At 39.2% G+C, this 21914-nt stretch carries 15 protein-coding genes; 14 read left to right on the top strand and 1 reads right to left on the bottom strand.

Going from position 1 to position 21914, the window contains the following annotated elements:
* Nucleotides 1-117 precede the first annotated feature (117 nt).
* Nucleotides 118-1881 carry a diguanylate cyclase domain-containing protein gene (locus tag QNM16_RS05540; protein ID WP_284019562.1) on the top strand — a complete coding sequence of 588 codons (1764 nt, stop codon included), beginning with the start codon at nucleotides 118-120 and terminating at the stop codon, nucleotides 1879-1881.
* A gap of 23 nt (nucleotides 1882-1904) precedes the next feature.
* Here QNM16_RS05540 and QNM16_RS05535 read toward each other — a convergent pair whose 3' ends face one another.
* Entirely contained in the window at nucleotides 1905-2975 is a 1071-nt protein-coding gene (locus tag QNM16_RS05535; protein ID WP_284019561.1) for a DUF3083 family protein, read from the bottom strand.
* A gap of 217 nt (nucleotides 2976-3192) precedes the next feature.
* On the opposite strand from QNM16_RS05535, the gene QNM16_RS05530 reads away from it, so the two are divergent.
* The 13 genes from QNM16_RS05530 to QNM16_RS05470 all read left to right on the top strand — a co-directional run bounded on the left by QNM16_RS05530 (nucleotide 3193) and on the right by QNM16_RS05470 (nucleotide 21386).
* Nucleotides 3193-4434 carry a hypothetical protein gene (locus QNM16_RS05530; protein WP_284019560.1) on the top strand — a complete coding sequence of 414 codons (1242 nt, stop codon included), beginning with the start codon at nucleotides 3193-3195 and terminating at the stop codon, nucleotides 4432-4434.
* Nucleotides 4435-4711: 277 nt separating this feature from the next.
* Entirely contained in the window at nucleotides 4712-5293 is a 582-nt protein-coding gene (locus tag QNM16_RS05525) for an RNA polymerase sigma factor (RefSeq protein ID WP_284019559.1), read from the top strand.
* A 338-nt stretch (nucleotides 5294-5631) separates the two neighbouring features.
* Nucleotides 5632-6144: a transcription termination/antitermination protein NusG gene (gene nusG / locus QNM16_RS05520; RefSeq protein ID WP_284019558.1), complete on the top strand. Its 513-nt coding sequence runs from the start codon at nucleotides 5632-5634 to the stop codon at nucleotides 6142-6144.
* Nucleotides 6145-6340: 196 nt separating this feature from the next.
* The gene (locus QNM16_RS05515) at nucleotides 6341-8281 is read left to right on the top strand and encodes an ATP-binding protein (protein WP_284019557.1); all 1941 of its coding nucleotides are present in this window, start codon (nucleotides 6341-6343) and stop codon (nucleotides 8279-8281) included.
* Nucleotide 8282: 1 nt separating this feature from the next.
* Nucleotides 8283-8918 (top strand): Pvc16 family protein, encoded by a 636-nt coding sequence (locus QNM16_RS05510; RefSeq protein ID WP_284019556.1) that lies wholly within the window; start codon nucleotides 8283-8285, stop codon nucleotides 8916-8918.
* A 96-nt stretch (nucleotides 8919-9014) separates the two neighbouring features.
* Nucleotides 9015-11075 (top strand): tail fiber domain-containing protein, encoded by a 2061-nt coding sequence (locus QNM16_RS05505; RefSeq protein ID WP_284019555.1) that lies wholly within the window; start codon nucleotides 9015-9017, stop codon nucleotides 11073-11075.
* Between the two features lie 15 nt (nucleotides 11076-11090).
* Nucleotides 11091-13139 carry an Ig-like domain-containing protein gene (locus QNM16_RS05500; RefSeq protein WP_284019554.1) on the top strand — a complete coding sequence of 683 codons (2049 nt, stop codon included), beginning with the start codon at nucleotides 11091-11093 and terminating at the stop codon, nucleotides 13137-13139.
* Nucleotides 13140-13255: 116 nt separating this feature from the next.
* Nucleotides 13256-13681, top strand: a complete 426-nt coding sequence (locus QNM16_RS05495; protein ID WP_284019553.1) for a hypothetical protein — start codon at nucleotides 13256-13258, stop codon at nucleotides 13679-13681.
* Between the two features lie 67 nt (nucleotides 13682-13748).
* Nucleotides 13749-14144 (top strand): hypothetical protein, encoded by a 396-nt coding sequence (locus tag QNM16_RS05490; RefSeq protein WP_284019552.1) that lies wholly within the window; start codon nucleotides 13749-13751, stop codon nucleotides 14142-14144.
* A gap of 19 nt (nucleotides 14145-14163) precedes the next feature.
* Nucleotides 14164-14565 (top strand): hypothetical protein, encoded by a 402-nt coding sequence (locus tag QNM16_RS05485; RefSeq protein WP_284019551.1) that lies wholly within the window; start codon nucleotides 14164-14166, stop codon nucleotides 14563-14565.
* A 12-nt stretch (nucleotides 14566-14577) separates the two neighbouring features.
* On the top strand, nucleotides 14578-16854 hold the full coding sequence (locus QNM16_RS05480; RefSeq protein ID WP_284019550.1) for a GNAT family N-acetyltransferase: 2277 nt from the start codon (nucleotides 14578-14580) through the stop codon (nucleotides 16852-16854).
* A 286-nt stretch (nucleotides 16855-17140) separates the two neighbouring features.
* Nucleotides 17141-18163: a hypothetical protein gene (locus tag QNM16_RS05475; RefSeq protein WP_284019549.1), complete on the top strand. Its 1023-nt coding sequence runs from the start codon at nucleotides 17141-17143 to the stop codon at nucleotides 18161-18163.
* Nucleotides 18164-18551: 388 nt separating this feature from the next.
* The gene (locus QNM16_RS05470) at nucleotides 18552-21386 is read left to right on the top strand and encodes a hypothetical protein (protein WP_284019548.1); all 2835 of its coding nucleotides are present in this window, start codon (nucleotides 18552-18554) and stop codon (nucleotides 21384-21386) included.
* Nucleotides 21387-21914 lie beyond the last annotated feature (528 nt).

Genomic DNA, 21914 nt, shown 5'->3' with positions numbered 1-21914 from the left:
TAAACATCATAAAACGCCTGTAATTTATTGTATATTTCGTAATAAAGGATTACATTTATAGCGTGATAACTTTTACGGGCAGCCTATTTGCAAATCATATTCTTGATAGTAGTAACTTTGTTTTACTCATTGTCTGCATCAGCATTTTCTAAGAAACAGTTACTGGAGTTCGAAGCATCGGTCGTTTCTTCTCCTTCTCATTTATTACAAATGGAAATGCCTCCTTCTGGCGTTGATGAGCTTTTATGGCTTACGCTTAAAGCTCGTTCTGCATTTTTTAGAGGGGATATCGACACAGCGGCTGCACTGTTCAATTTGGGAAAGCCAGCGGCACAATCCTCACCTTTAAAGCTTACTTCCGGTTATTGGTTTTTGTATAGAGCTTTTTTTTCTGTAGAGCAAGGTGATTTGGATAAAGCAAAGCAATACATAAAGCAAGCTAGTCTCTGTTTTACACAGAATAAAGAAAGTGACTTTTTGATACGTACATATGCGATGGAGGCGATTATCTCCGTGTGGCGAGAAGAGTATAGTATGGCGTTAAAGCGCCTTCAGACAGCGCAAGGGCTTATGTCACAGTCTAATCTGCTACTGGATGATGTCACTCAATTATTGGTTTACGATGCCCTAACTGCTTATTACTCTACGTTAAAGTTCTATGTTAAAGCACTCGGATATGCACATCAGGCACAAGAGCTCGCACAACGACAAAATAATGTATTGGATGGCTTACCTGTAAAATACAATTTGTGCTTGACTTTATTACGCGCACAGCTTCTTGAAAAAGCACAAGCTTGTTATCAAAAAATGCTTGAGGCCGCTCAAACGCATGATTTACCCAGATATGAATTTTGGGCCTTATCAGGAATTGGTAAAATTGCATTATCAGAAAAAACGTTTGAGGTTGCTATTGAGTATTTAAAATCAGCTCAATATACACAAAAGAGTGCCATTATTAATCCTGCGCATATTATTGTGTTACATAATAATCTAGCATATGCCTATGCTCAGACGAAGGTGTTTGATAAAGCATTAGAACAAATTGATTTCTCAAAACAAGTCTTGAGTACATATCATAGCCCATTAAACAATAGGTATATGAGACAAACACTTAAAATCGAAGCAGACGTGCATCAAGCAAAGCATGACTATCCTCAGACAATATCAACACTACGTACCTATATTCGTTTACTTGAGGACACCGAGATAAAGGCGCAAAATAAGCTTCAAAAAGATAATCAAAGTTTAATGATATTAGAGCCTAATGGTAAAGAAATAACTCGTCAAGGTGACATTCAAAGCCGTTCTGCTCAGGAAGGTGCGATACTAAAAAAGGCATATACTTTAATTGCCTTTTTAATTGTTTGCTTGGTTGGTCTGACCATTCATCATAGACAATCAAAAAGTAGATTGACTCAAGCTTTGAATTATAAAGATCTTACTACTGGTTTATATAATAGAAGGTACTTTATAGAGAAATTTGATGAAATTACAAGTAGTCACCTAGATTATGCGATGGCTCTAATTGAAATAAATTTTGATTTGAGCGACCGATATAGTAATGACAGTTTTGAAGAAAATAGCTTGAAGTTCACTGCTAATCAGCTATTACAACAATTTCGAGATGACGGAGATTTAGTGTGTAGGGTGAGCGAAAGTGAGTTTGTAATTTTGTGTTTAGGTATGAAAAAGCCCGTTTTACAAAAGCGATTATCGACGCTTCAAAATGTATTTAAAGCACAAAGCAGTGCAATGCCTTTGATTGTTTCTGGTGCACTAATATGCTCAGATGAAGGTGAATTTGGAAACATATTTGCCGAGTTAGAAAGCCGCTTAAGTCACGTTAAGCGGACTGCGAAAGGTCAGGTGGTTTCCTTTTAACCACCTGCTTTTGGACGCCTTACTTAATAGCTGTAACTTATATGCTGGAAGAATCGCATGGTTATATCTTGTTTTTCTGGGTTTATGGGAAGCTGGGTTATAAATCTTCTCACCATGGTCTCAACATTGTTCATGAATTTCCCATACCCCGCATCTTTGTTATCACTGTCGTTAGCAACAATAACAAAATGCATTACATCACATAGATACCCTCCGTCCCAAACAGTGTGGGTTTGGCCATCAACAAGCGATGTGTCAAAACTTAACTTTTGTAACTCTCGGTTGTGCGCTGACTTATCAATTTGACTATTTCTGACAATAGGCAATCTACCGTCTGCTACAAATCCGACATGCGTGAGCTGAAGCTGATTACAGGTGGTTAGTAATTTATCTTCAATATGTCTGTAGAAATTCGCATAGTCGTCGGGCCTGAGCATATGTTGATATTCGGTCTTAATAGCCCTAGTTATCGGAACAGAGAAAGTGACATAGGTTATTTCACTATGTGCCTCTGGTAATGAGCAGTTTCTAGCTTGATAGCGAGGATATAAACTCCTCAGTTTATATCCATATGTTTCTCTGTGGCCTTTAATTTTTGAGAAAATATCATATGTGAGATGTTGATGATCTCTTACTTTTATCCTCATATTTTCTTCTTCATACTGAGATTGAAGCGCATCTAAAGCGCGTTTTACCTTACTATGAAAAGACGCTGCATTTGCTCTTAGCTCATCACCAGTGGCTAAAAATAAGAAGCGGATCTTTCTGGCTTTATGACCTTCATCACTATAAACCTTGTGTGCTTCGTGATATTTCGGGTTGTAAAAAAACAGGATTTGTTTGTCTGTTTGTAAACTGTATGCTTCTTCGTGATATCTCACAACAGGCAGTTTGTCGTTAACAATAAGCTGTACGTTGTATAATTCATATTCATCACATAATGCAAATAGCTTTCTCGAGAGGCGTTGATATGCACTTTCTACATCATCAAATCGTTCATAGAAAGAATTCTCTGGTTTAAACTCAGCCAAGATATAGTGGTTGTTGCGAGCATTGGTTGGAATATAGACACGATGTAAATTCAATGAAGCCATTTTTAATCCTTAACGATACACCTGATTTTTAGCTCATATTATTGAATTTAAATGACGATTTTATTGCGCTGGAACAAAAGTTGTCACATTAGTTGACTTTAAACGACTGCTCAACAATTCATTCATTTACTTATTTATATCACTATCTAGGATAAGTTATTAGACATGTAAATAATTCTCGTTTAAAGTTTTCTGGATGATTAATGGGAACTGTAAAATGAAACTAATGCCTTTGAGTGATCGGTCACTCAACTTTTTAGCCTTAGGTGAAGCAAATAATAAGAACGCAAACTCATGCGACTTACTCATTTTGGATGGTCAATACGATATGAATGTATTGGCAAGTAGTGTGGATGAAATTGCACGTACTCATCCAGTTTTGCAAAGTCGCATTGTCAGAAAAGGGCTCAGGTACTATTGGCAATATGAGGCGTCACTTTACCCTTCAAAATTATTTTTAGATTGGAGTGAGTGTTACAGTGATGTTGATCAATGGCATAAGGCATTAAGGCAGTATGCTATTGATAACCCAATCGATCCTTTTGTCGGTTCTCCATTGCAATTTGTTTATGTTCGGTATAACCACCTAAGTGCAATTTTATTTCTTTCTTCCCACGCAGCGTCAGATGCTCGCAGTGGGTATATCTTGTTTGAACAGTTACACTCGATTTTGACTAAGCAAGCTATCCCCAATGTTGATAATAGCTTTTGTGAGGATCACTTAGTTTTTGATAGAGTTAAATTGAAAGCTTTGTTAAAAGCGGGTAGGGGCTTAGCAGTTGAGATGTTCAAGCCTAGAGTTAAACTGCCCATTACAGATACGCATAATTGGTCTGTAGATTACTGTGATTTCGGGCTTAAGGCTACAAAGTCATTAACCAAATGGGCTAAACATCATCAAGTGTCAGTTAACGTTGCACTTAACTATGTACTTAATAAAGCATTAAACAAGGGTGCGAAGTACACTATCATTGAGACTATTTCAATTAGAGGGATAGCGAAGCAAGATCTTGCGTCTGCTTATAACAATTTAATTATGCCATTCGGTTCAGAAGTCGGAGGCGATAGCTGTTGGGTTAAGGCGTACCAAGCGCGTTTACAGAATTTGAAACTTGAGGGGTATAAGGTGCACCAAGCAGAGCAGCGCATACAATCTTGCTCAATAAATTTGATGCCAAAATTTGCACTGGGATCACTGGTAAAGTGTTACAAATATATGTTTCTAAGAGGAAATGTAATCTTATCTAATTTAGGAAGATTAGAATTTGATTTAAGTTATATTGGCGAGCATAAAATTGTAGATATTTATAACTTTAGCGTACCTTTGCCACCTGCGGGTTTAGCATTGGTTGTTAGTACTTATAAAGAAAGACTGCGAATTTCCTTTGCACATAGAAGTGAAAATATAGAGCCGATAATAAAGGCAATTAAACATGAGCTAAGAGTTCTCAATGAATAGATGTAAATAGCATTATGCATACCTTCCTATTCATAGGGAGGTATAATGTATAGCAATTGAAGCTATTTTCTCCTTTTACACCTATCTGACTTAATCGTTCTATGTAAATCAAATCTTAGACTAAAAATGTGCTTTGACTCTAAACGCAAACAATTTATGCTAAGCAAAACTAACTTATACATTAATTAAACAATGGTTTATATATTGTATTAATTTTGTTTTCACATAAATGTTAAGCAGGCGTCTTTCCTCCGATATAAATTTTTTTATTGGAGAAATGATGTTACATACAGGGGAGTTAGTTGCAGTAAAGCAAAAGCAACTAAAAGGACATAGTGAGTTTTGGACAATCTGGCTTGAAAACAAAGAAAGATTATTAAGCTGTTGCCACAGGTGGTTAAGAAACGACAGTGATAAAGTTGAAGATGTACTTGCACAGACTTGTGAAAAGGCATTTCGAGCATACAATCAATCAAATTATAAGATAGAAAATGAATTTGCTTGGTTGTGTCGTATAGCCCACAATCTATGTATGGATGAACATCGTGCTAGAGCGAAACACCAAGACATAGTAAATCATGTATCTGAGTTACCTGATCATTTCTTTTTTGCAGATAATCAATCTACCTCTCTAGAAAGCGAACACTGGAATACCAGTTTATATACGAAATTAGTAAATGAAATTTCAGTACTTCCCAAAGACTTACGTTTAGTTATGCAATATAAATTCCTCTACGAGATGGAGTATCCTGAAATTGCAAGTAGGCTGCAATTATCATTAGAGAATGTAAGAAAACGGGTACAGTTAGCAAGGAGGCAACTCACAAATTTAAAAGAAGAATATAAAAGTTATTGTTAGTATTAACTATGCTCAGAGCATTGCATGATTATATTTTTGATAAATTTATGAGAGTAATTATATAAATAAATTAATTCACATATATTTATTTTAAACGTTTATACCCTGAAAGGTTTTAAATATCAGCCCAACCTTAAAAGTGGTCTCATAATTTGAGGCCACTTTTTTTATCGATTCTATAAACTTTAATTTTCACAAATCATCTCCTGTAGCGTCAGAACGGTATTAAAACAGTATTAAGCATATTAAACCTGCTTACTACTTAAAATTTTAAATAAGCCTCTGAAAAGCTTGCTCCATTATGTGGGCGATGTGGCGGAGCGTATCTAGGATTTAAGATGGCGACAATAAGAAATTGGTACGTTGTTTACACTAAGCCAAATACCGAAAAGAAGTTTGCAGAACAAGTATCGAATATTAACTCTGGATGTGATGTTTTTTTACCGTTGAAAGAGGAGAGAAAGCAATGGAGTGATCGTGTAAAAACAATAAGTACACCTTTGTTTAAATCATATGTTTTCGTTTACCTTGATGACTTCGAATATCACCATATAAAACGTTTAAAAGGATTTGTTGATTTTATTAAGTTTAACGGTAAGGCTAGCGTTATAAGTCGAGGTGAAATTACCAAAATCAAAGCCGCTTTATCTTCTGGATTTCAATGCGAGCCTGCACCCAAAAAATTTGCTGTCGGCATTCAAGTCGAAATTAAGGTCGGCGCATTAAAAGGTTACCGAGGTAGCTTAATGGAGCGCACGAATGACAGTGTTTTTGTAATTGAAATCGCCGGTTTAGATCAAAGCCTTTTGTTATCTGTGCCAGCAGATTTATTAGAAGTTGTAGAGTCCTGATGATGATACAGCACAACTTCAGTAACCCATTACGTATACTCATGAAAATAATAGCACCAAAGGCAGAGAGTAAGTTATTTTCAGTCAGTTCCTTAGCCTTTTTATTAATTGATTATGTATTGATCTTTGGTCGGGTCGGTATGAGTGTTGGTATTACAGTGATGCTATTCACACTAAAAGTATAGGGGCTAGAAACATGTTAGAACCTAATCAAACTGAGTCCCTGCAATTGGCACTGGAAAAGCAACTTGCTCGTTGTTTTTTTCAAGTCGGAGCTGCACTGTCACAAAATAAAGAAAATATACAATGTTTAATGTCCAATCTTGATGAGGCGTTAGAACAATTGATTTGTGCGCCTCAATTTAAATATATCTCAGATGTGTTTGGTCTTCAAAAATATGAAATTAGGCTGATTGCGCTCGTGTACATCCAAGAGCTTGAGCCTGATATTGTGACTCCATTTATTGGATTGAGTTGGTACGAAAATGGGCCAACACTCAGTCTTGATAAGCTACTATATTTATGTCAACAGGGAAGTAAAAGGGCATTGCTATCTAAGGGCAGCCTTCGTATGAAGCTATTCGAATGGCGACTATTAAAGCATTGCCCTACGCAATCACTCACTAAATGTGTTGCTTTACACACAGGCCTTTTACATTTCTTATTTACAGGTTGTTTGACCCTGCCAGAAGATCACCCCGTAGTATTAAATAGTTCAGTATCAAAGGATGCTGTTTTTAAATCTTGTATGGATGTGGTGGGTGTTGATTTATATGGCAAGCAGTTTTTTTTGATTGAGACTCGGAATAAGGAGATTGCGTGCTGGTATACACAACAGCTTGCCGTTCAGGAAGGTGCGATGTTTGGTCGTTTTCATGATAAGCGACTGCAGGAAATGGATTACGCTGCGCTTGTTTGTTCATTAGTCGATGTGATCCTAAGCGCTGCAGGGAAGCACATATTATTGTTTGCTTCTGATTTAAATTGTGTTTCGCCTTTAGTCTTCGAAAGCTTGAATCAGCTAGATCTTGATGCGGCAAAGATATCATTTTTTACCCCTTTAGTGGGTCAGCAAACAGAACCACAATCGTTTTGTCAGCGGATTAGTTTTAATAAGCCTTCAGCCACATCCCTTGTAGATACATGGCAGATGCTATCGCCAGAGCCAAATAAAGTACGAGCGACCTCTATTGCCGCACGTTACCCTGTATCGGTAAATCGCATGTCAGTATTAGCAAGTATTGCCAAACAAAATATGCAAAGTGACACCGACTTTTGGGACATACTTCAATCATTGTGCTTACGTGAACTAAATAATGGTCCTGAAGAGTTGGCAAAGTTAGCAGAGCCCCGATTTAAAATCTCGGATATGGTTTTGTCGCCTCAGGTTTCGTTACAGCTCAGTGAGTTGATTGGTCGCATAGATAAAAAAACAGACTTGCAAGCGCAGTTATCTCGTTTTATGCCAGGCTGTAAAGCACTGTTTTGGGGTAAGCCGGGAGCAGGTAAATCAATGGCTGCAGAAGCCATTGCTGGAGAACTTCAACTGCCATTGTATGTTGTGAATTTAGCTAATATCGCGAGTAAATGGATAGGCGAGACAGAAAAGCACCTTGAAAAGCTATTTGATCAGGCACAAGAGCACAATGCTGTGCTGATGTTTGATGAAGCTGATGCAGTATTTGCGAAAAGGAGCGCTGTCGAGTCAAGTCAGGACAAAAATGCAAACACAGGCGTAAGCTACCTGTTACAAAAAATAGAGCACTATAGTGGATTGTTGCTGCTAAGTACCAACCTTAAATCCAATCTAGATGATGCATTTTTACGAAGGTTTCACTATGTGATCGAGTTTACATTACCGTCGCCCACACATAGAGAGCAGCTATGGCGTAACGCTCTGTCAAAATGTGCCAATAAAGAATTATCGAACTTGATAACAAGTTTGGCACAGCGGTTTGAATTAAGTGCTGCACAAATTTTCAACATTACGGAGTCAGCGTTATTACAACGTTTGATGATAGAGCATAGAGATATAGATCCTGAGTCGCTCGCAAATGCTCTTAAAAGAGAGCTTTCAAAACAACACGAAGGATTTATGGCACAGCATGAAATAAAGGCCTGGTTGCAAGGAAATTAATATGGATCCAAACATTATTTATAACACTCAACAAGCGTTAAAAACATTTCTCACAGAGCGGATTCTGTCGATGAGTAATGGGACTGGTGCAGAACTTGATAGTGACATTGCGCTTAGTTTTGTCGCGCCAGATAAAAGCTTTTATGACAAACATGTTAGTGATGAGCCAACAGTTAACTGTTATCTGATAGGGGTCGCTGAAGATATTACACGCCGACAGAGTGAGCCTCCAAGGAGTTACTTGAATGTCTCCCAGACCCATCGTATTCATCATAAGGAACCAAGGTTTGTTTCGTTGACTTATATGCTGACTGTATGGAGTAAGGCAGAAGCAGGCAGTGCAGAGCTTGAACATATGGTACTGAGCTATTTGTTATGTGGACTAGGTGCGTATGACTTTTTACCTGAAGATATTTTAGCAAAGTATGGGGTAGAGGATAAGCCTTATGGGATCCGAACACAGTTGTTTGGCAATGAGCACAGTGAAAAAGTCAGTGGTCATGTTTGGCAAGCATTGGGCTCAACACCTAAACCTACTTTGTTACTTTCTTTGTCAGTGCCAGTGCCTGTATTTACACCAGATGTATTGCCTGTTATCCAAGAAATTGAAACTAACATGGACAATAAATCAGCTTAGAAGCATTTTTTACTCTTCTCAATTTCGCTTGCTGCATCAACTCTCCCCTGGTGTAGCAAGATTTCTCAATTTAAGACTAATCACCAAAGGTTAACTATGAAACATTCAGAATTGAATACTGAACTGCGCGGATATTTTGAAAATGGCGATATACCAACTCAAATCGAATTTCGCAAACTGATCGATGCGGCCACGGATAATTCAACTACATTCAGCTTATTGGCACACCTGTTTGGTGTCACTGTTGACTGTGCAATAAGTGAGCCTGATCTCGATTTACAATCAGACTTAACATCAGAATTAGCAAAGTATTCGCTGGTTCCTGGTGAGCAAGTAATTTTACATGCGCAGTTAGATATTACAGAAAACGGTGTATACATCTTTGACCTAGAGACCGTTGAAGGAGAAACAATCTCTAAGCTGACCAAGCAAGCGGTTAATGAGTTTGAAGGTATGTTAATTAAAGCGAATCGTTCGCTAGACGATAGTGCAAGCTATTATCACTATGTCATTCAAAATGACACTGACCAAAATCTAGATTGGCATAAAGTTGAAAATTTTGATGTGCCTGAGTATTACTCTGAACACATTCAAAATGCTCGCTTTCCTGCAGAAATTGATTTAACTCAGCAAGATAGTATTGAAAATAGCAAATTGACAGCCAGTTATTTAGTGGGTAATGGCTCCTCAATTACAGACTTAAATAATGCTAACTTGCCTGCTCAAATAGATCTCACGCAAATAGATAATAACTCAAGTCTAAAAGCTAAAGAGGTTATTGGAGATGGCCAGCAATTAACAGGTTTAGATGCTGATCAGCTGCAATTTGGTCAAGTACCGCCACAACGCATTGATTTTGCACAGATGGGTGATATCGAGTCAGGTAGCAGCGTAAAAGTCCTTAACGCAGATCATGGGTATTGGCTTAATCAAAAAATTGAGTCTTTAGGTATCTATACTTTAATACAAGACTTTATCACTTGTGCTGAAGTAAACACGCATATCGATACAAGTTCACCATTGCTGATGCTCGATGGTGTGTCATTGCAAGCGGGCGATCTTGTGTTGTTAACAGCCCAGCTAGAGCCAAGTGAAAATCGCATATGGCAAATTCAACCAGATAAAACATTGGCTTTACCATCGCCAGAGATTGAGTTAAGCACTGGTGTCGCGATAAAGGTCAACGCAGGCAACTTGCACCAACACAAAGTATTTGTATTAGCTTCCCAGTTTGAAAATTTACAGGGGAATGTTGAAAATTATTGGCTGGCTTCATCTCAAGTAACATTGGCGGGTGCTGGCATTAAGGTCATAAACAATCAACACTCTGTAGATGTTGCGACCCCTGCGGATATTGAGGCGGGTGTGACAGACAAATTACTAGATGCTGCTCAATTTAAAGCACAGCAATCTTCTGGCTCAGATGCTTTAAAAGCGGATTACAATGCTAAAATTACCGTCCAAAAAGAACGCATTGACAGTATTTTGGAAGCAAGTGATGCAGACGCAGACTCATTTAAAGAGATTGTTGATTTGATCAATTCAGTAGACACTGAATCGGATCAGGCTTTTGCAAGCTATGTACTGAGTAACGATGAGCGAAGTACTCAAATAGAAGCAGATTTGACCAATGAGTCAAGCACAAGGGCTCAGCAAGTAGCGTCACTTCAATCAGCCTTGCAACAAGAGGTGTCTGATCGTACAACTGATTCCTCATTAAGGTATACCAAGACAGAGGCCGATCAACGTTTTCTAAAAGCCATCAACACCCAGCTCGTCGGCACAGTGGATATTACGCAGGCTAATTTTAACGGCAATATGACTGTATCAGGTGCAATCACAGCAACGGGCGATGTGACAGCTTTTTCTGATGCACGATTAAAGTCAAATATCAAACCGATCACAGAGGCGTTAGCGGCCGTGACCAAGTTAGAAGGGGTCACATTTGAGCGTGCGGATGCTCAGAATGGTAGACGATATACGGGATTGATAGCACAAAACGTAGAACAAGTTTGCCCTGAAGCTGTATACGATCAAGATGAATATAAGTCAGTTGCCTATGGCAATTTAGTCGGCTTATTGGTTGAAAGTATGAAAGAGCTTAATAACAAGGTAATTAGTTTAGAAAATCAAGTTGCCAAACTTGAGTCTGAGTAAGGGGAGTGAAGGCGCATGACTTTACAAACAAATGGTCCCATATCACTCAAAAATATTGGCGATGAATATCGCGACTCACAGCCCCATGAGTTAGGCTACTTCAGCGAACATGTCGACAAAGTACCAGGAGACACACTGGCAATCAGCGAGTTTTACGGCAAATCAGCTCAAACGATACGCCTAGTCGATAAAACCTTTCAGGTTTACACGCAGCGCACAGCAATTATCCCAATAGCCAACGTTCTCGAAGGTAGCTTCGATGAATATAGCAATGGACAAGACCCTATAAGATTGATTGCGGTACAAAACCCTCAGTTTGGTACTGTGCTTATTGACGGAGCTAATATTGAGTTCACCTCAAATAGTGGTATTGGTAGTGCGGCCCGTTTTGACTTTATTGTTGAAAACAGTATTGGGGTCCGTAAAACACATTTTGTCACCATGTCAGTTGTGGCGGTACCACCAATAGTATGTAATCCAGATACTTTGAGCCTACAACAAGGTGAATCTGTATTCATCAGCAAGCAGCAATTGATAGCCAATGATGAAGATGGTTCGGGCACTGGCCTATCCTTAATAGGTGTCTCTAATGCACAAGGCGGTACTGTATCACTTAGTGGTGACACTATTACTTTTCTCTCTACAGGATTGGCAGAACAACCTGCGCAGTTTAACTATCGTGTCAGAAATGGTCATGGTGTTGAGCAAACTGGTACGGTCTATATTAACATTACACCTTTACCTGAGCTTGAGTCTTACATTTACCGCACCCAGCAGCAAACAGATGATGCAAGGCAAAGTTATAGTCCGCCGACGATGCAGGATATTTTCAATAATTGGGCAAGATTTAACGGTAATGAGTATTTTTTAAACAAGCAAGATGCTGAAACTCGCAACAGCGCCAATGCAAAAGCTTGGTTCTATCGAGCCTCTACAGATAGTGTTGTTATGCCGCTCAATGTTTCCCCTTCAAATGGGTTTGTATCCTCGGAGAAAGTCGATAACTACACCTTAGAGGCGACGTTGAGTTCAGACAATGGTGACAATGATACGATCGGAGTCGTTGCAGCTTTTGTCAGGGAAGGGAACATAAACTATGTACTCACAATAGTGCTTAATACTGGTGGCACAGCGCCTGCCTCAACAGGGTGTGGTGTGTATTTTGGCTATGCTGGTGTGGGTTCTGGCTCTGATAAATTGCTAGGGCAATATAACATTGGAACAGGAGGCGGTTGGAACAATAAGCGTGTACGGGTCAAGGTTCAGCGCCAAGATGATATTTTTAAATTTTACGTGACGCCTTGGAACCAAACAGGCAACTTCCAATCGGCCAGTGAAATTATTGTTGATTTGAATAACGACACAGATTTACACCGTTTCAAAGGCAAGCAATCCTATGGCTACATTACTTACTCTCAGCCAAATTCAACCTACTTGGATACCGACTTACGTGGTGGACTAGACGTATCGAAGATTTACGATGCGCAAAATAATTTTGTTTGGGAATACGTGAGTGGAAGCTGGCAGAAAGTATCGGGCAGCATTCAAAGTCACCTAGGGTATATCAGAAAGGTTTTCAATCCACAAAGCCAAGAGCGATTTTTAATTTCTCAATCAACTATCAGTTACTTGGGTAATTTGGTTGAAAATAGTGCGTGGGATAGCACCAAGTTATTGAATGAAAGCCAAAATATTCTAGCCGACCAAGCTTTATCACAAAATGGTGCGCCAACTGGCAGGCGGATGTTGGCATTGTATACCAAAGGCAAAGAAGAGAAAAATTACCTCACAGGTAAACCGGCAGTGTTTTCTACGTCATCTCATATTCATCACAACAGCAATCCTGGGTTTAATAATTTATCGAGTAAAAATTGGTTCGCTGATAATGAAATAGATTTAGCAATTACCAATTTTGTTGGCGGAACCGTGGTATTTGAGGGCGGGGCTGTTGGCCGGATCACCAGTATTGGTAATGACAACGGGACGAGTGCCTTTGTACATTATCAAGTCACCACTTATCGATTGTTTGAGCTGATCCCCGAAGTGTCATCCCAGCACCTTTAAACATTTTGTGCAGCGCTATGTATATTCCCACCATGACATTTGCTGCTTGATATACGACTCCAATTCTACAACCTGTAGCGTATCACCCTGAAAGCTACATTTATCAAGGAGGCCATATGGCTTTAAAAACTCTCTCTGGCATTCTCGCAGCGATTGATGCTGAACAAATCGCAGTGAATATGACGGCAACTAAATCACTTTATCGTTATACAGGTATAATTGACCGAGTTCACAAAGTTAAAAAAGATACCAATGTAAACCTACCTACGGCAAATACAGATGATTTTCTTACCAATACATTAGCGCTCGCTGATGGTGAAAAAATTCTCCTAACCAAGCAGTCTACACCCTCTCAGAATGGGGTTTATCAAAGAATTGCCGATACGCTCAATAAAATCAATTACCCAAATGTTGAATTGGGTAATTTAGTAGAGTTGTTAGGTACGCCACCTACATCTTCTACCGTTTTTTATAAACTGACGGACGGCGATCAGTGGAGTGAAGTCGCACTAAGCGATGGTGCTGTGTCAGTCGCAGTTTAACCTCAACGGCCAAGTTTAAATACTTGGCCTTTTATTTAAAATCAAGGGTTCAATGTGAGGTACGCGCATGGCTTTTAAGTATTTAAATGTCAACACTTTACTCAATAAAATAGATAAACATCAACAATATATTGAGCGTTATATCGGCTTCATTGGTACCGTAGACAGCGTATTTGAAGAGCCTATTTTGCTGTCGCAGCCAATGCCCCCAAGTTATTGGCAATCACTGATATTGCTGACGGGTCAAAAGCTGCAAATTGAAAATGGCTTGTATCAAATCAGCTCAGAGGGGCTTTGGTCTCGGCTGCCAACAGAGCTTGAACTTGGCAATATTGTTGCCTTGAAGGAGACGTATGATGGAACCAGCCAATATTATAAGTTAACTGAGCAAAGCCCAGAAAAACAGATTTGGCAGCCGTTCAACATAGACAGTGCTGAAGTAATCAATATGTCATCACAGTAATCGCGCGACGGAAATTACAATGGAAAGCTCACTAAGAAAAACCCTTAAATCCTTTTTTAGGCGTGGCGCAAAGCCGACAGAGTCTCAGTTTGCTAAATGGTTGGACGCCTGCTTGCTGCAAAATGAGGATGGGATCAAAAAGAGTGAGAGTGGTGTAGAGTTTAGCAATGATGTGATCATCAAAGGTGACCTCAAACTAGACGGTACATTTTGGCTGTCAGCAGACACACCAAAAGCGAATTTATTAGATGCGGAACCAACCAGTAATTCAGTCCCTGTTGGTGCAATTTTTTTATGGTTTGGTCAGCAACTTCCAAAAGACTACGAATTATGTGATGGAAAGCTTGGTCGACCCTTATTGTCTCCCCCAGATAAACACGTCAAATACATTATAAAACAAATCAAAAATGACAATGGTTAAGGAAGGAAATTTATGTCAGATCATGGTATTGAGTCTTCGCGACAGCCTGTATTTGAGCAATTAGAATATGCCAACTTGAGATCAGCACCACAATCATGCCAAATTGAAAAAAACAAAAAGTATGGTGAATTTTGCAGGGCCTTTGATGCAGATATATGGCCAACGTCTTTATCTGAACAATTTGTCGATGAGTGGCATAACCAAGCTTGGTTAAACGTTTATCTAGAATCAATTTTAGCCTGGTTACATGACTTACAAGATAATGAGTTATTAGATACTTCAAAGCCTCTTTATTTACTGCAAATAGGGGCTTGCGGCTACAAGTTTGGCTTGTCTCTACTACATAAACTACAGCAGGGATGCGCTGAGCAAGGTCTACAACACATACATTTATGCCTCTTACTACATACTCAAAGTAAGCAAGAGCAAACACTTTTGAGTCAACATCCTGATTTTAAGCTTTTCAAAGCACAAAGTCGCGCAGTGATTGTGGACTGGGGGATCACCTCAACCATTTCGCCATTGCCTAAGCAAGCTATTTGTGGGACTCGTGTCGATTTTGTAAGCAACCCTGCTATTTTGATAGCTAATGGTGTGTTATCTCAACTCGCACAATCGCTTTACCATGTTCACTATCACGAGGTTTACAGAGCAGACGTAGCTCGTGTATATGAAAGCGAGGTAAATCTAGATACCAGAATGAGTGAGGCGGGTACTTGTGTAGAATTACCATTTTTACAGCAAATGAAGAGCAAAGACACAAGTGAAGGTACTCAAGATAACGAGCGTGTAGAGATTGCTTACCAATGGAGTAAGGTGAGTTTAGAAGACGAAAGTCGATATTATGGTTCGCAATTATCTAAACGCATAAAGCAATTACTAGATTATCAAAGCTCAAAGGGGGGCAGTAAAGTGATTGCGGTGCCCATACAGGCCGCGCGAGTGATTAATGCCATTGAGCTTTCGTTCAAAAAAGGAATACTGGCATTGATGAGCGATCACACGAGCGCTCAAGAGGAAATAAAATTATCAAACAGTATTCATTTGTTGGGTATGGCTTTACCCATTGATTTTACGAGTGTAAATCAATTGCTGTGTGAAGACTTAAGTATGCTAAAAGCTAGGTTATCCAACGATAAAGCTGAGTGTGTGATGGTTTTGTCTGAAAAAGACTCCAGTCAGTTTAACTATACAAGGCATGCTTTTGATACCAGCTGTGCAAATGAGCAACCAAAGGCAAGAGCGCAAATACTACAAAGCTTAGAAAGTGCAACGGCCGCACTGACAGATGCTCAAATTCGTGCTTTTATCGTGCAAACGGATCACGATGTAAAAGTACTTAAGTTATTTCTACCTCGCCTTCGTAAGGAAGGAGTGCCTCTTGAGTATCGATTAGCTTGGTGTCAACTTCTCTCCGAGATATGGGATAACTACATTGCTAATCTTGAAAATGAGTCTTTTGCCTTTGAACTTGGCATGCTTGCTGCCGAAATTAGCCATTGGCATTTAGCGAAAATCTGTATGTTAACGTGTATCGAAGTTGATGGTCCCAGCGCTATGTTGTTACAAAACTTGGCGCTGGCAGCATGGATGACAGGAGAACTTGAAATTGCGGAGAAAAGTATTGATTTAGCAATAGAGTTCTTTAGTCCAAACAAGCAAGTAATGCACCTTAAAGCACAGCTCTTACAATATCAACAACGCTGTAAAGCATTGAGCTGGTACGACTATGATGTTGATAACACGTATGATGCCCACAGCACACTTAAACTTCTTCCGCTAGGAGAGCATCAACTCGGTGAGTTTTATATTCAGTATCATCGTAACGACATTGCTGAGCGATTACGGGGTATCAAGATAGATAGTTTTGATAGATTGAGACAAGTTTGGCCAGAGTGGCGGAAGCAGGGAGACAAGGATCAAAAAGCTTATTTTGCATTGGTACATGCTGAGTTTGGCTTAGTTGGAGGGGTAATTTTCGAATTTGAAGATAACAAAACTAAGTCAGATAAAGAAACAGGAGAGGAGACTAAACGGCATATTTACTTATCTTTTTGGATCGGTAGTGATTATCAAAATAGAGGTTTTGGTTTGCAAGCTGTCGACATGGCAATATTGCATTTAGAAGCTCTAGCCAAAAAATTTAAAATTGGCAGTATTAAAACGTCAGCTTGGTCACACAACATCCCTTCTAGAAAAGTTTTAAAAAAATCTGGCTTTGCTGAAAGTAGAAATACAAAAGGAAAGGGTATTGAAAAGGAGATATTTTTTTATCGAAAAATTGGTTAATAGTTTACCCCCCCCTGAATGAAAATTAAATTATTATAATAAAAAACTCGTTTAACTCTTTATTAATCTTTTGTTTTTTAAAGGTGTTAAATCTACGATTTTCTGGTTGGTATAACATTATTTTTAAATTCAAATTATTTTATATTTAAGTTGGCGTTACGGTTTTTAGCGTCTGGGCTGGTGGTTTTAAGATATTAACAGATATTGGTTGTGATAAATAAATTAAAATTATGCCTTTGCATTTACGTGAAGGTCTTGTGTAAAAGTTAATGAGAGGGTGTGTAAAATGCAAACTTTAAAAGAAAGAGATATAGTATCTGGCTATAAAGATGGCCCCATCACAACGGCTGAAAGCGTCGATTTAGTTGAGAAAAATTTACCCAGCCCATCTGGCCATGCCATCTTTGTGAAGGTTAAGTTGATAGAGGAAGAAAAAGAAACAACCGATGTTGAGTTACAAGGTAATGAGTTAGAAAAAATCTATGAATCATATCCAGCTACCGAAGGTACATCTGAACTTGCAGATGGCGCTTTAGAGTTTTTCCCTGAAAAAAATGACCACTTAAAATCACAAGTAAAAACTCAAAATTACTATACATATAACAGGTTTGATCAGGAAAGTAAGTACAATGCATACGGGTTCGGATATGGTCGTGGGGATGATCAGGAAGGCTCTGATTTGAAATGGACCGAGTCTCTGCGTTGGACACATAAATATGACTTTTCCGGTATTGGTCATACATCCTTAGTCGATAGTAATGAAACAGACGGAGATGCGACAGCACAAGTCGTGTTTGCAGGCCAGCTAGAGTGGGACAATAGTAAGCTCAGTAGTTGGGATAATCGTTCAGGTCACTATCGTGCAAGTGATGCTGATAACGCGAAGGCGGGTTTTCCACTAGGAATATATAAAAGCTATATAGGCGCTGTCTATGAAGGTAACTCTAAGGATATTCGGGATGCCTTGCTTTATACATTAAGAGGTCACTACAAGAATACGGTAAGAACTGTAGGAGAAGTCATTAAACTAACAGAAAAGTTGAGTGATCAAAGTCCGTTTTATGAATGGGAGTTTGCAGGAGCAAAGGAGTTAAGGGATGTGCCTGACGAACTACCAATCGCACAAGATACGCTGCATGAAAATGACTTTTGGACGTATCTAGATGATACACAGGTCTCATCGGAGGAGAGTATTGAAAAACCTGCAGAGCTGACCGCGGCGCAGATCTCTTTTGCCCAGCACCAAATAAAGTTGATTAATGACAAGATAAAAGCTGTGGTAGCGAATTATGCCACAGTTGATTTATAAATATTTATTAGTTTAGCTTTAGTCATTAAATAAGGTTTTATTTTCTACTTATTTATAGATTATTTATTTTATTACTCTTATTTAAATTTTGTAGTCGATATTTTAAGTTTCCTTACTATAAGTGAGCTATATAGTAAGGACCAAAGATTTTAAATATTATTTCAGAGATAATATTAAGCTTCACGAGAATAGCTCCTTAGGCAAGCAAATAGCTAATAAGTTTTTAGCTTAAGTGCAAACCAATATACTTCGTTTAAAATGTTACTGCAAAGCGTTAGCACCCCCCTTGATACTTTGCATATCTACTTCATACATGTACCGCTGTCTCTAGCAAACTCTGCTATTAAGTTTCTATTATTTATACAAGCAACAATAGGAAATTATTGAAATGCAACAACAAGAACAGGAGCATGCTCCTTCCTTCCAAAATTACCCTACGCGAACAGCTTTATCAGTGAGTAATGCATTGCAGTCTGATTCTGTAAGTGTTGATCTATTGTCATCAGGCGTTGACGTTGCAAAACGGTATGCCTCGCAAGTGGTCTGGGATCACTTTAATGGTGACGCTACAGCCAAGCTGATTATCTCGAGTGTATTTAATTATGCGGTAACCTCATTAAAGTCTTTGAACCCGTGGGTAACTGCCATTGCACAAGCGCTATTATTATTGGCAAAAGTCCCACCAGGCGTGGTCTCTGCGGTTTTGTGGGCGGTCGGTAAAATTTGGCTTTGGGCAGCAAATAAGTTTTACAACGGCGGTTGGATAGCTGCGGCTTGGGGAGATATTGATGAATCATATATTTATCAATGGTTAAAAAAAGGCAGTGATGCCCATGGAGCACTGCGGGCACTAGTAGAAAATTTACAAGATTGGGTTAAGTATATTCAGGATAAACTGAATAGCCGGGTTGCACGTTTGATAGGTGTTTCTGACTCTAGCAATGAAGAAGAGCAAAGTAATCAACAACAGGCTCAGCAAAGTGCGCAAGACTCATCACCCAATCTAGTAGATAACAAATTTATCTCATTAGGAATTAACCAACCAGAACTAATGGACTGGGAAGATGGTGCAAGCAAACCCAAAAGGGCGGGCCTGCATGGGACTGGTGTTGCCAAAGTAAACCTACTAGGCCAGCAATTTGGTGGCGATATTGATATTAAACTGCCTTTTGGTAGCGGCTGGGAAGTGGCGGTATCGCCGGTTTTTGCAAGTCAGCAAGGTATTGGTTTTAGTGGTTATATTGAAGCTCACCAAGTTTTAGGTGACGAGCTGGTCATAAATGAGGAGGGCCTTGCTCGGTTTAAAGCCAGTATTGTCGGTTTAAATATTGCCAACAAACGCGTTTATTCGGACTTGATGTCACTGGATTACAATAAACAGCAAAAAGAAGTTCATTTTGCTGGTGATGCCCATGTGCCTCTTTGGAATAAAAAGAAGCTCGATGGTGAGTTTGACCTTAAAATGGATACTGCTGGTAAGTTTAAGTCTGGCAGAACAAAAGTTTCCTCAAAAGACACTTTTGAAGTGATCCCCAAGTTCTTATCAATCAGTAACCCAAGTGGTGAAGTGGAAGTAAAAGAAGATGCATCACCTGAGTTTGAAGTAGGGACAGATGTGTCGCTTTATGGTTTACCAGGTGGCGTGAAAGCATCCGTAACACAAGCCAAAGTTATGTACCACGATGAGCAGCTCGGGGGCGAAATAGAGCAAGCGGATGTCGAGATCCCCATCAGTAAACACACTACAATGACTCTTGCAATGACTAAAGCCAAGTTCACAAAAGATGCCATTGAAGCTGAAAACGCTTTTATGGACCTAGAGCATGATAATTCAAAGGTGCTTAATGAGTCTGCCATTGTCGAATCTGACTTTTTCTCAGGTAACTTTGATTTTAGTAAAGTGTTTGAACTTAAACAGTTAAAAGTTCATCAAGGTCTAAACTCGCTCAAGTTTGCAGGGGGTAAATTTACCTATGAAAAAGATGAAAATAATGGCTTACAGCTACTTAGAGCACGCATTTTGGGGCTTGAGGCCTATTATGATAGAGAAAAACGAGAAGGGGGTATTTCAGGTGAGTGGCATAAAGGCATTAGTTTCCCTGCATTCTCTTTAGACTTTCCTGTGGGCGCAGGGGTTGCAGGCGTCGGTGTTGATATTACCGGTGGCTTCGACTTTGGTGCAGGTATTGGCGCAACACTTAAAAATGATGAGAAGGATAATACTGATACACAGATGTTATTTTCGGTGTCAGGTGAAGCCTCTGCCAGTGCAAAAGCCAAAGCAAGAATTGAGGCTGGGGCTTTTGTGGGAGTGCCATATCTTGCCAAAGTACAAGCAGGCGTATTTGGTGAAATTCGAGGTGGTGTCGCCGGTAAGGTCAATACCACTGGCCGCTTAAAATATACGCGAGGCAAAGGCGGCGACAGCTTTGGTAAATTTGCTATTGACAGTGATATGCCAATGAAGGGAGACTTTAGCCTCAAAGGTTCGTTAGAAGCGGAAGTTGGCGCGTCGATAAAAGCCAAAGTTTTGACTTTTGAGAAAGAAATCGCATCAGTATCTATTGGTGACTGGACACTCGGTGAATACACTTTAAACGGTACAATTAAAAAAGATCCAAACGGCAAGGGCTATATTGTTGAGCGTTCTAAAGGTGAATTTACCAAGGGTAAGCCAGAACCAGCGCAAGTGACAAAAGAGACCTTAACCGTTGATAAATGGGTAGATCAGCTGGAAAAAGACCACACTCACATTGAATACACTGAGGATGAAGCGAAAAGAAAATTGCCAGAGGTGGCACGTAAAACGGTATATAGTCATTTGAGTCCGGTACAAAAAGATGATGTGAGTGATCGTTATAAAAATCTACTTAAGCAAATTTCGCAGCAAAATAAGTTCGTTAAAATCTATCGAGAAACCAAAGCTGGGCGAGATAAGTTGCCAACTAGTGGTACTTATATTTGGACCTCTAAAGTTTGGAGTGAAGCGGTACAGCGCAAGAGCTTCTGGATATTTGAAATGAGTAAGAGTAAAGCCAAAGTGGCGGATAAGCTGGATAAGTATCACAAAACCAATTCTATTTTGGATCGTAGGCTGATACTGGCGGAGCTTGAAGAAATTGCATCAGACTATCGTCAAAACCGTTCAAAGAATGAGGATAACAAAGAGGCTGCAAAAGAGTTTTTAGACAGTATTGATAAAGAAAGACTGATTTTGATGTGATGATCAGGTTGAGCTGTCATCTTTAAACATCTTGATGATTGTTAAGTTTTTAACAACGCATGTAATAAAGCGTAATAGATATTAGCAAGTGAGTTCATTATGTTGCTAGGTAGATTTGAGTAGATGCAGCGCCGATTTACTCGTATCGATACAACATGCAAAAGGAACATTTATTCATGCCAAAACTTAATTGGCGACACACACACTCGGTCAGAGATGGCCCTGATCTAAGTCTGTAAGCAAGCGAACGTTTATACGTGTGTTTATAGATCTTTCATACAATAAAAAGCAGCCCAGTGGCTGCTTTTTTTGTTTTTATATTTATGTGCGATTTTAAAAACGCGTGTTACCCGTATTTTATAAAGAACTATCTGTCCAATTTTATATGCAATTTTACCATCCACTTTAAATTTGTGTTTTTCCAAGTGAGTCTGTTGAATTTCAGAGAAAAAATATTCCAGTTTTAAAAACTGTAAATGGTTATAGCTCATTAATGGATTGTTCTTTTTTAGCCGCACGCTGTGTGAT

Origin of the sequence: Pseudoalteromonas umbrosa (assembly GCF_030125375.1) — a bacterium.
Taxonomy (GTDB): domain Bacteria; phylum Pseudomonadota; class Gammaproteobacteria; order Enterobacterales; family Alteromonadaceae; genus Pseudoalteromonas; species Pseudoalteromonas umbrosa.
Note: the sequence above shows the minus strand (reverse complement) of the source record. Positions and strands in the feature narration are given on the sequence as shown.

Excerpts from the sequence above, each read along its gene's own strand:
- QNM16_RS05535 (WP_284019561.1), bottom strand. The coding sequence starts at position 2,975 with ATGGCTTCATTGAATTTACATCGTGTCTATATTCCAACCAATGCTCGC.
- QNM16_RS05530 (WP_284019560.1), top strand. The coding sequence starts at position 3,193 with ATGAAACTAATGCCTTTGAGTGATCGGTCACTCAACTTTTTAGCCTTA.
- QNM16_RS05525 (WP_284019559.1), top strand. The coding sequence starts at position 4,712 with ATGATGTTACATACAGGGGAGTTAGTTGCAGTAAAGCAAAAGCAACTA.
- nusG (WP_284019558.1), top strand. The coding sequence starts at position 5,632 with ATGGCGACAATAAGAAATTGGTACGTTGTTTACACTAAGCCAAATACC.
- QNM16_RS05515 (WP_284019557.1), top strand. The coding sequence starts at position 6,341 with ATGTTAGAACCTAATCAAACTGAGTCCCTGCAATTGGCACTGGAAAAG.
- QNM16_RS05510 (WP_284019556.1), top strand. The coding sequence starts at position 8,283 with ATGGATCCAAACATTATTTATAACACTCAACAAGCGTTAAAAACATTT.
- QNM16_RS05505 (WP_284019555.1), top strand. The coding sequence starts at position 9,015 with ATGAAACATTCAGAATTGAATACTGAACTGCGCGGATATTTTGAAAAT.
- QNM16_RS05500 (WP_284019554.1), top strand. The coding sequence starts at position 11,091 with ATGACTTTACAAACAAATGGTCCCATATCACTCAAAAATATTGGCGAT.
- QNM16_RS05495 (WP_284019553.1), top strand. The coding sequence starts at position 13,256 with ATGGCTTTAAAAACTCTCTCTGGCATTCTCGCAGCGATTGATGCTGAA.
- QNM16_RS05490 (WP_284019552.1), top strand. The coding sequence starts at position 13,749 with ATGGCTTTTAAGTATTTAAATGTCAACACTTTACTCAATAAAATAGAT.
- QNM16_RS05485 (WP_284019551.1), top strand. The coding sequence starts at position 14,164 with ATGGAAAGCTCACTAAGAAAAACCCTTAAATCCTTTTTTAGGCGTGGC.
- QNM16_RS05480 (WP_284019550.1), top strand. The coding sequence starts at position 14,578 with ATGTCAGATCATGGTATTGAGTCTTCGCGACAGCCTGTATTTGAGCAA.
- QNM16_RS05475 (WP_284019549.1), top strand. The coding sequence starts at position 17,141 with ATGCAAACTTTAAAAGAAAGAGATATAGTATCTGGCTATAAAGATGGC.
- QNM16_RS05470 (WP_284019548.1), top strand. The coding sequence starts at position 18,552 with ATGCAACAACAAGAACAGGAGCATGCTCCTTCCTTCCAAAATTACCCT.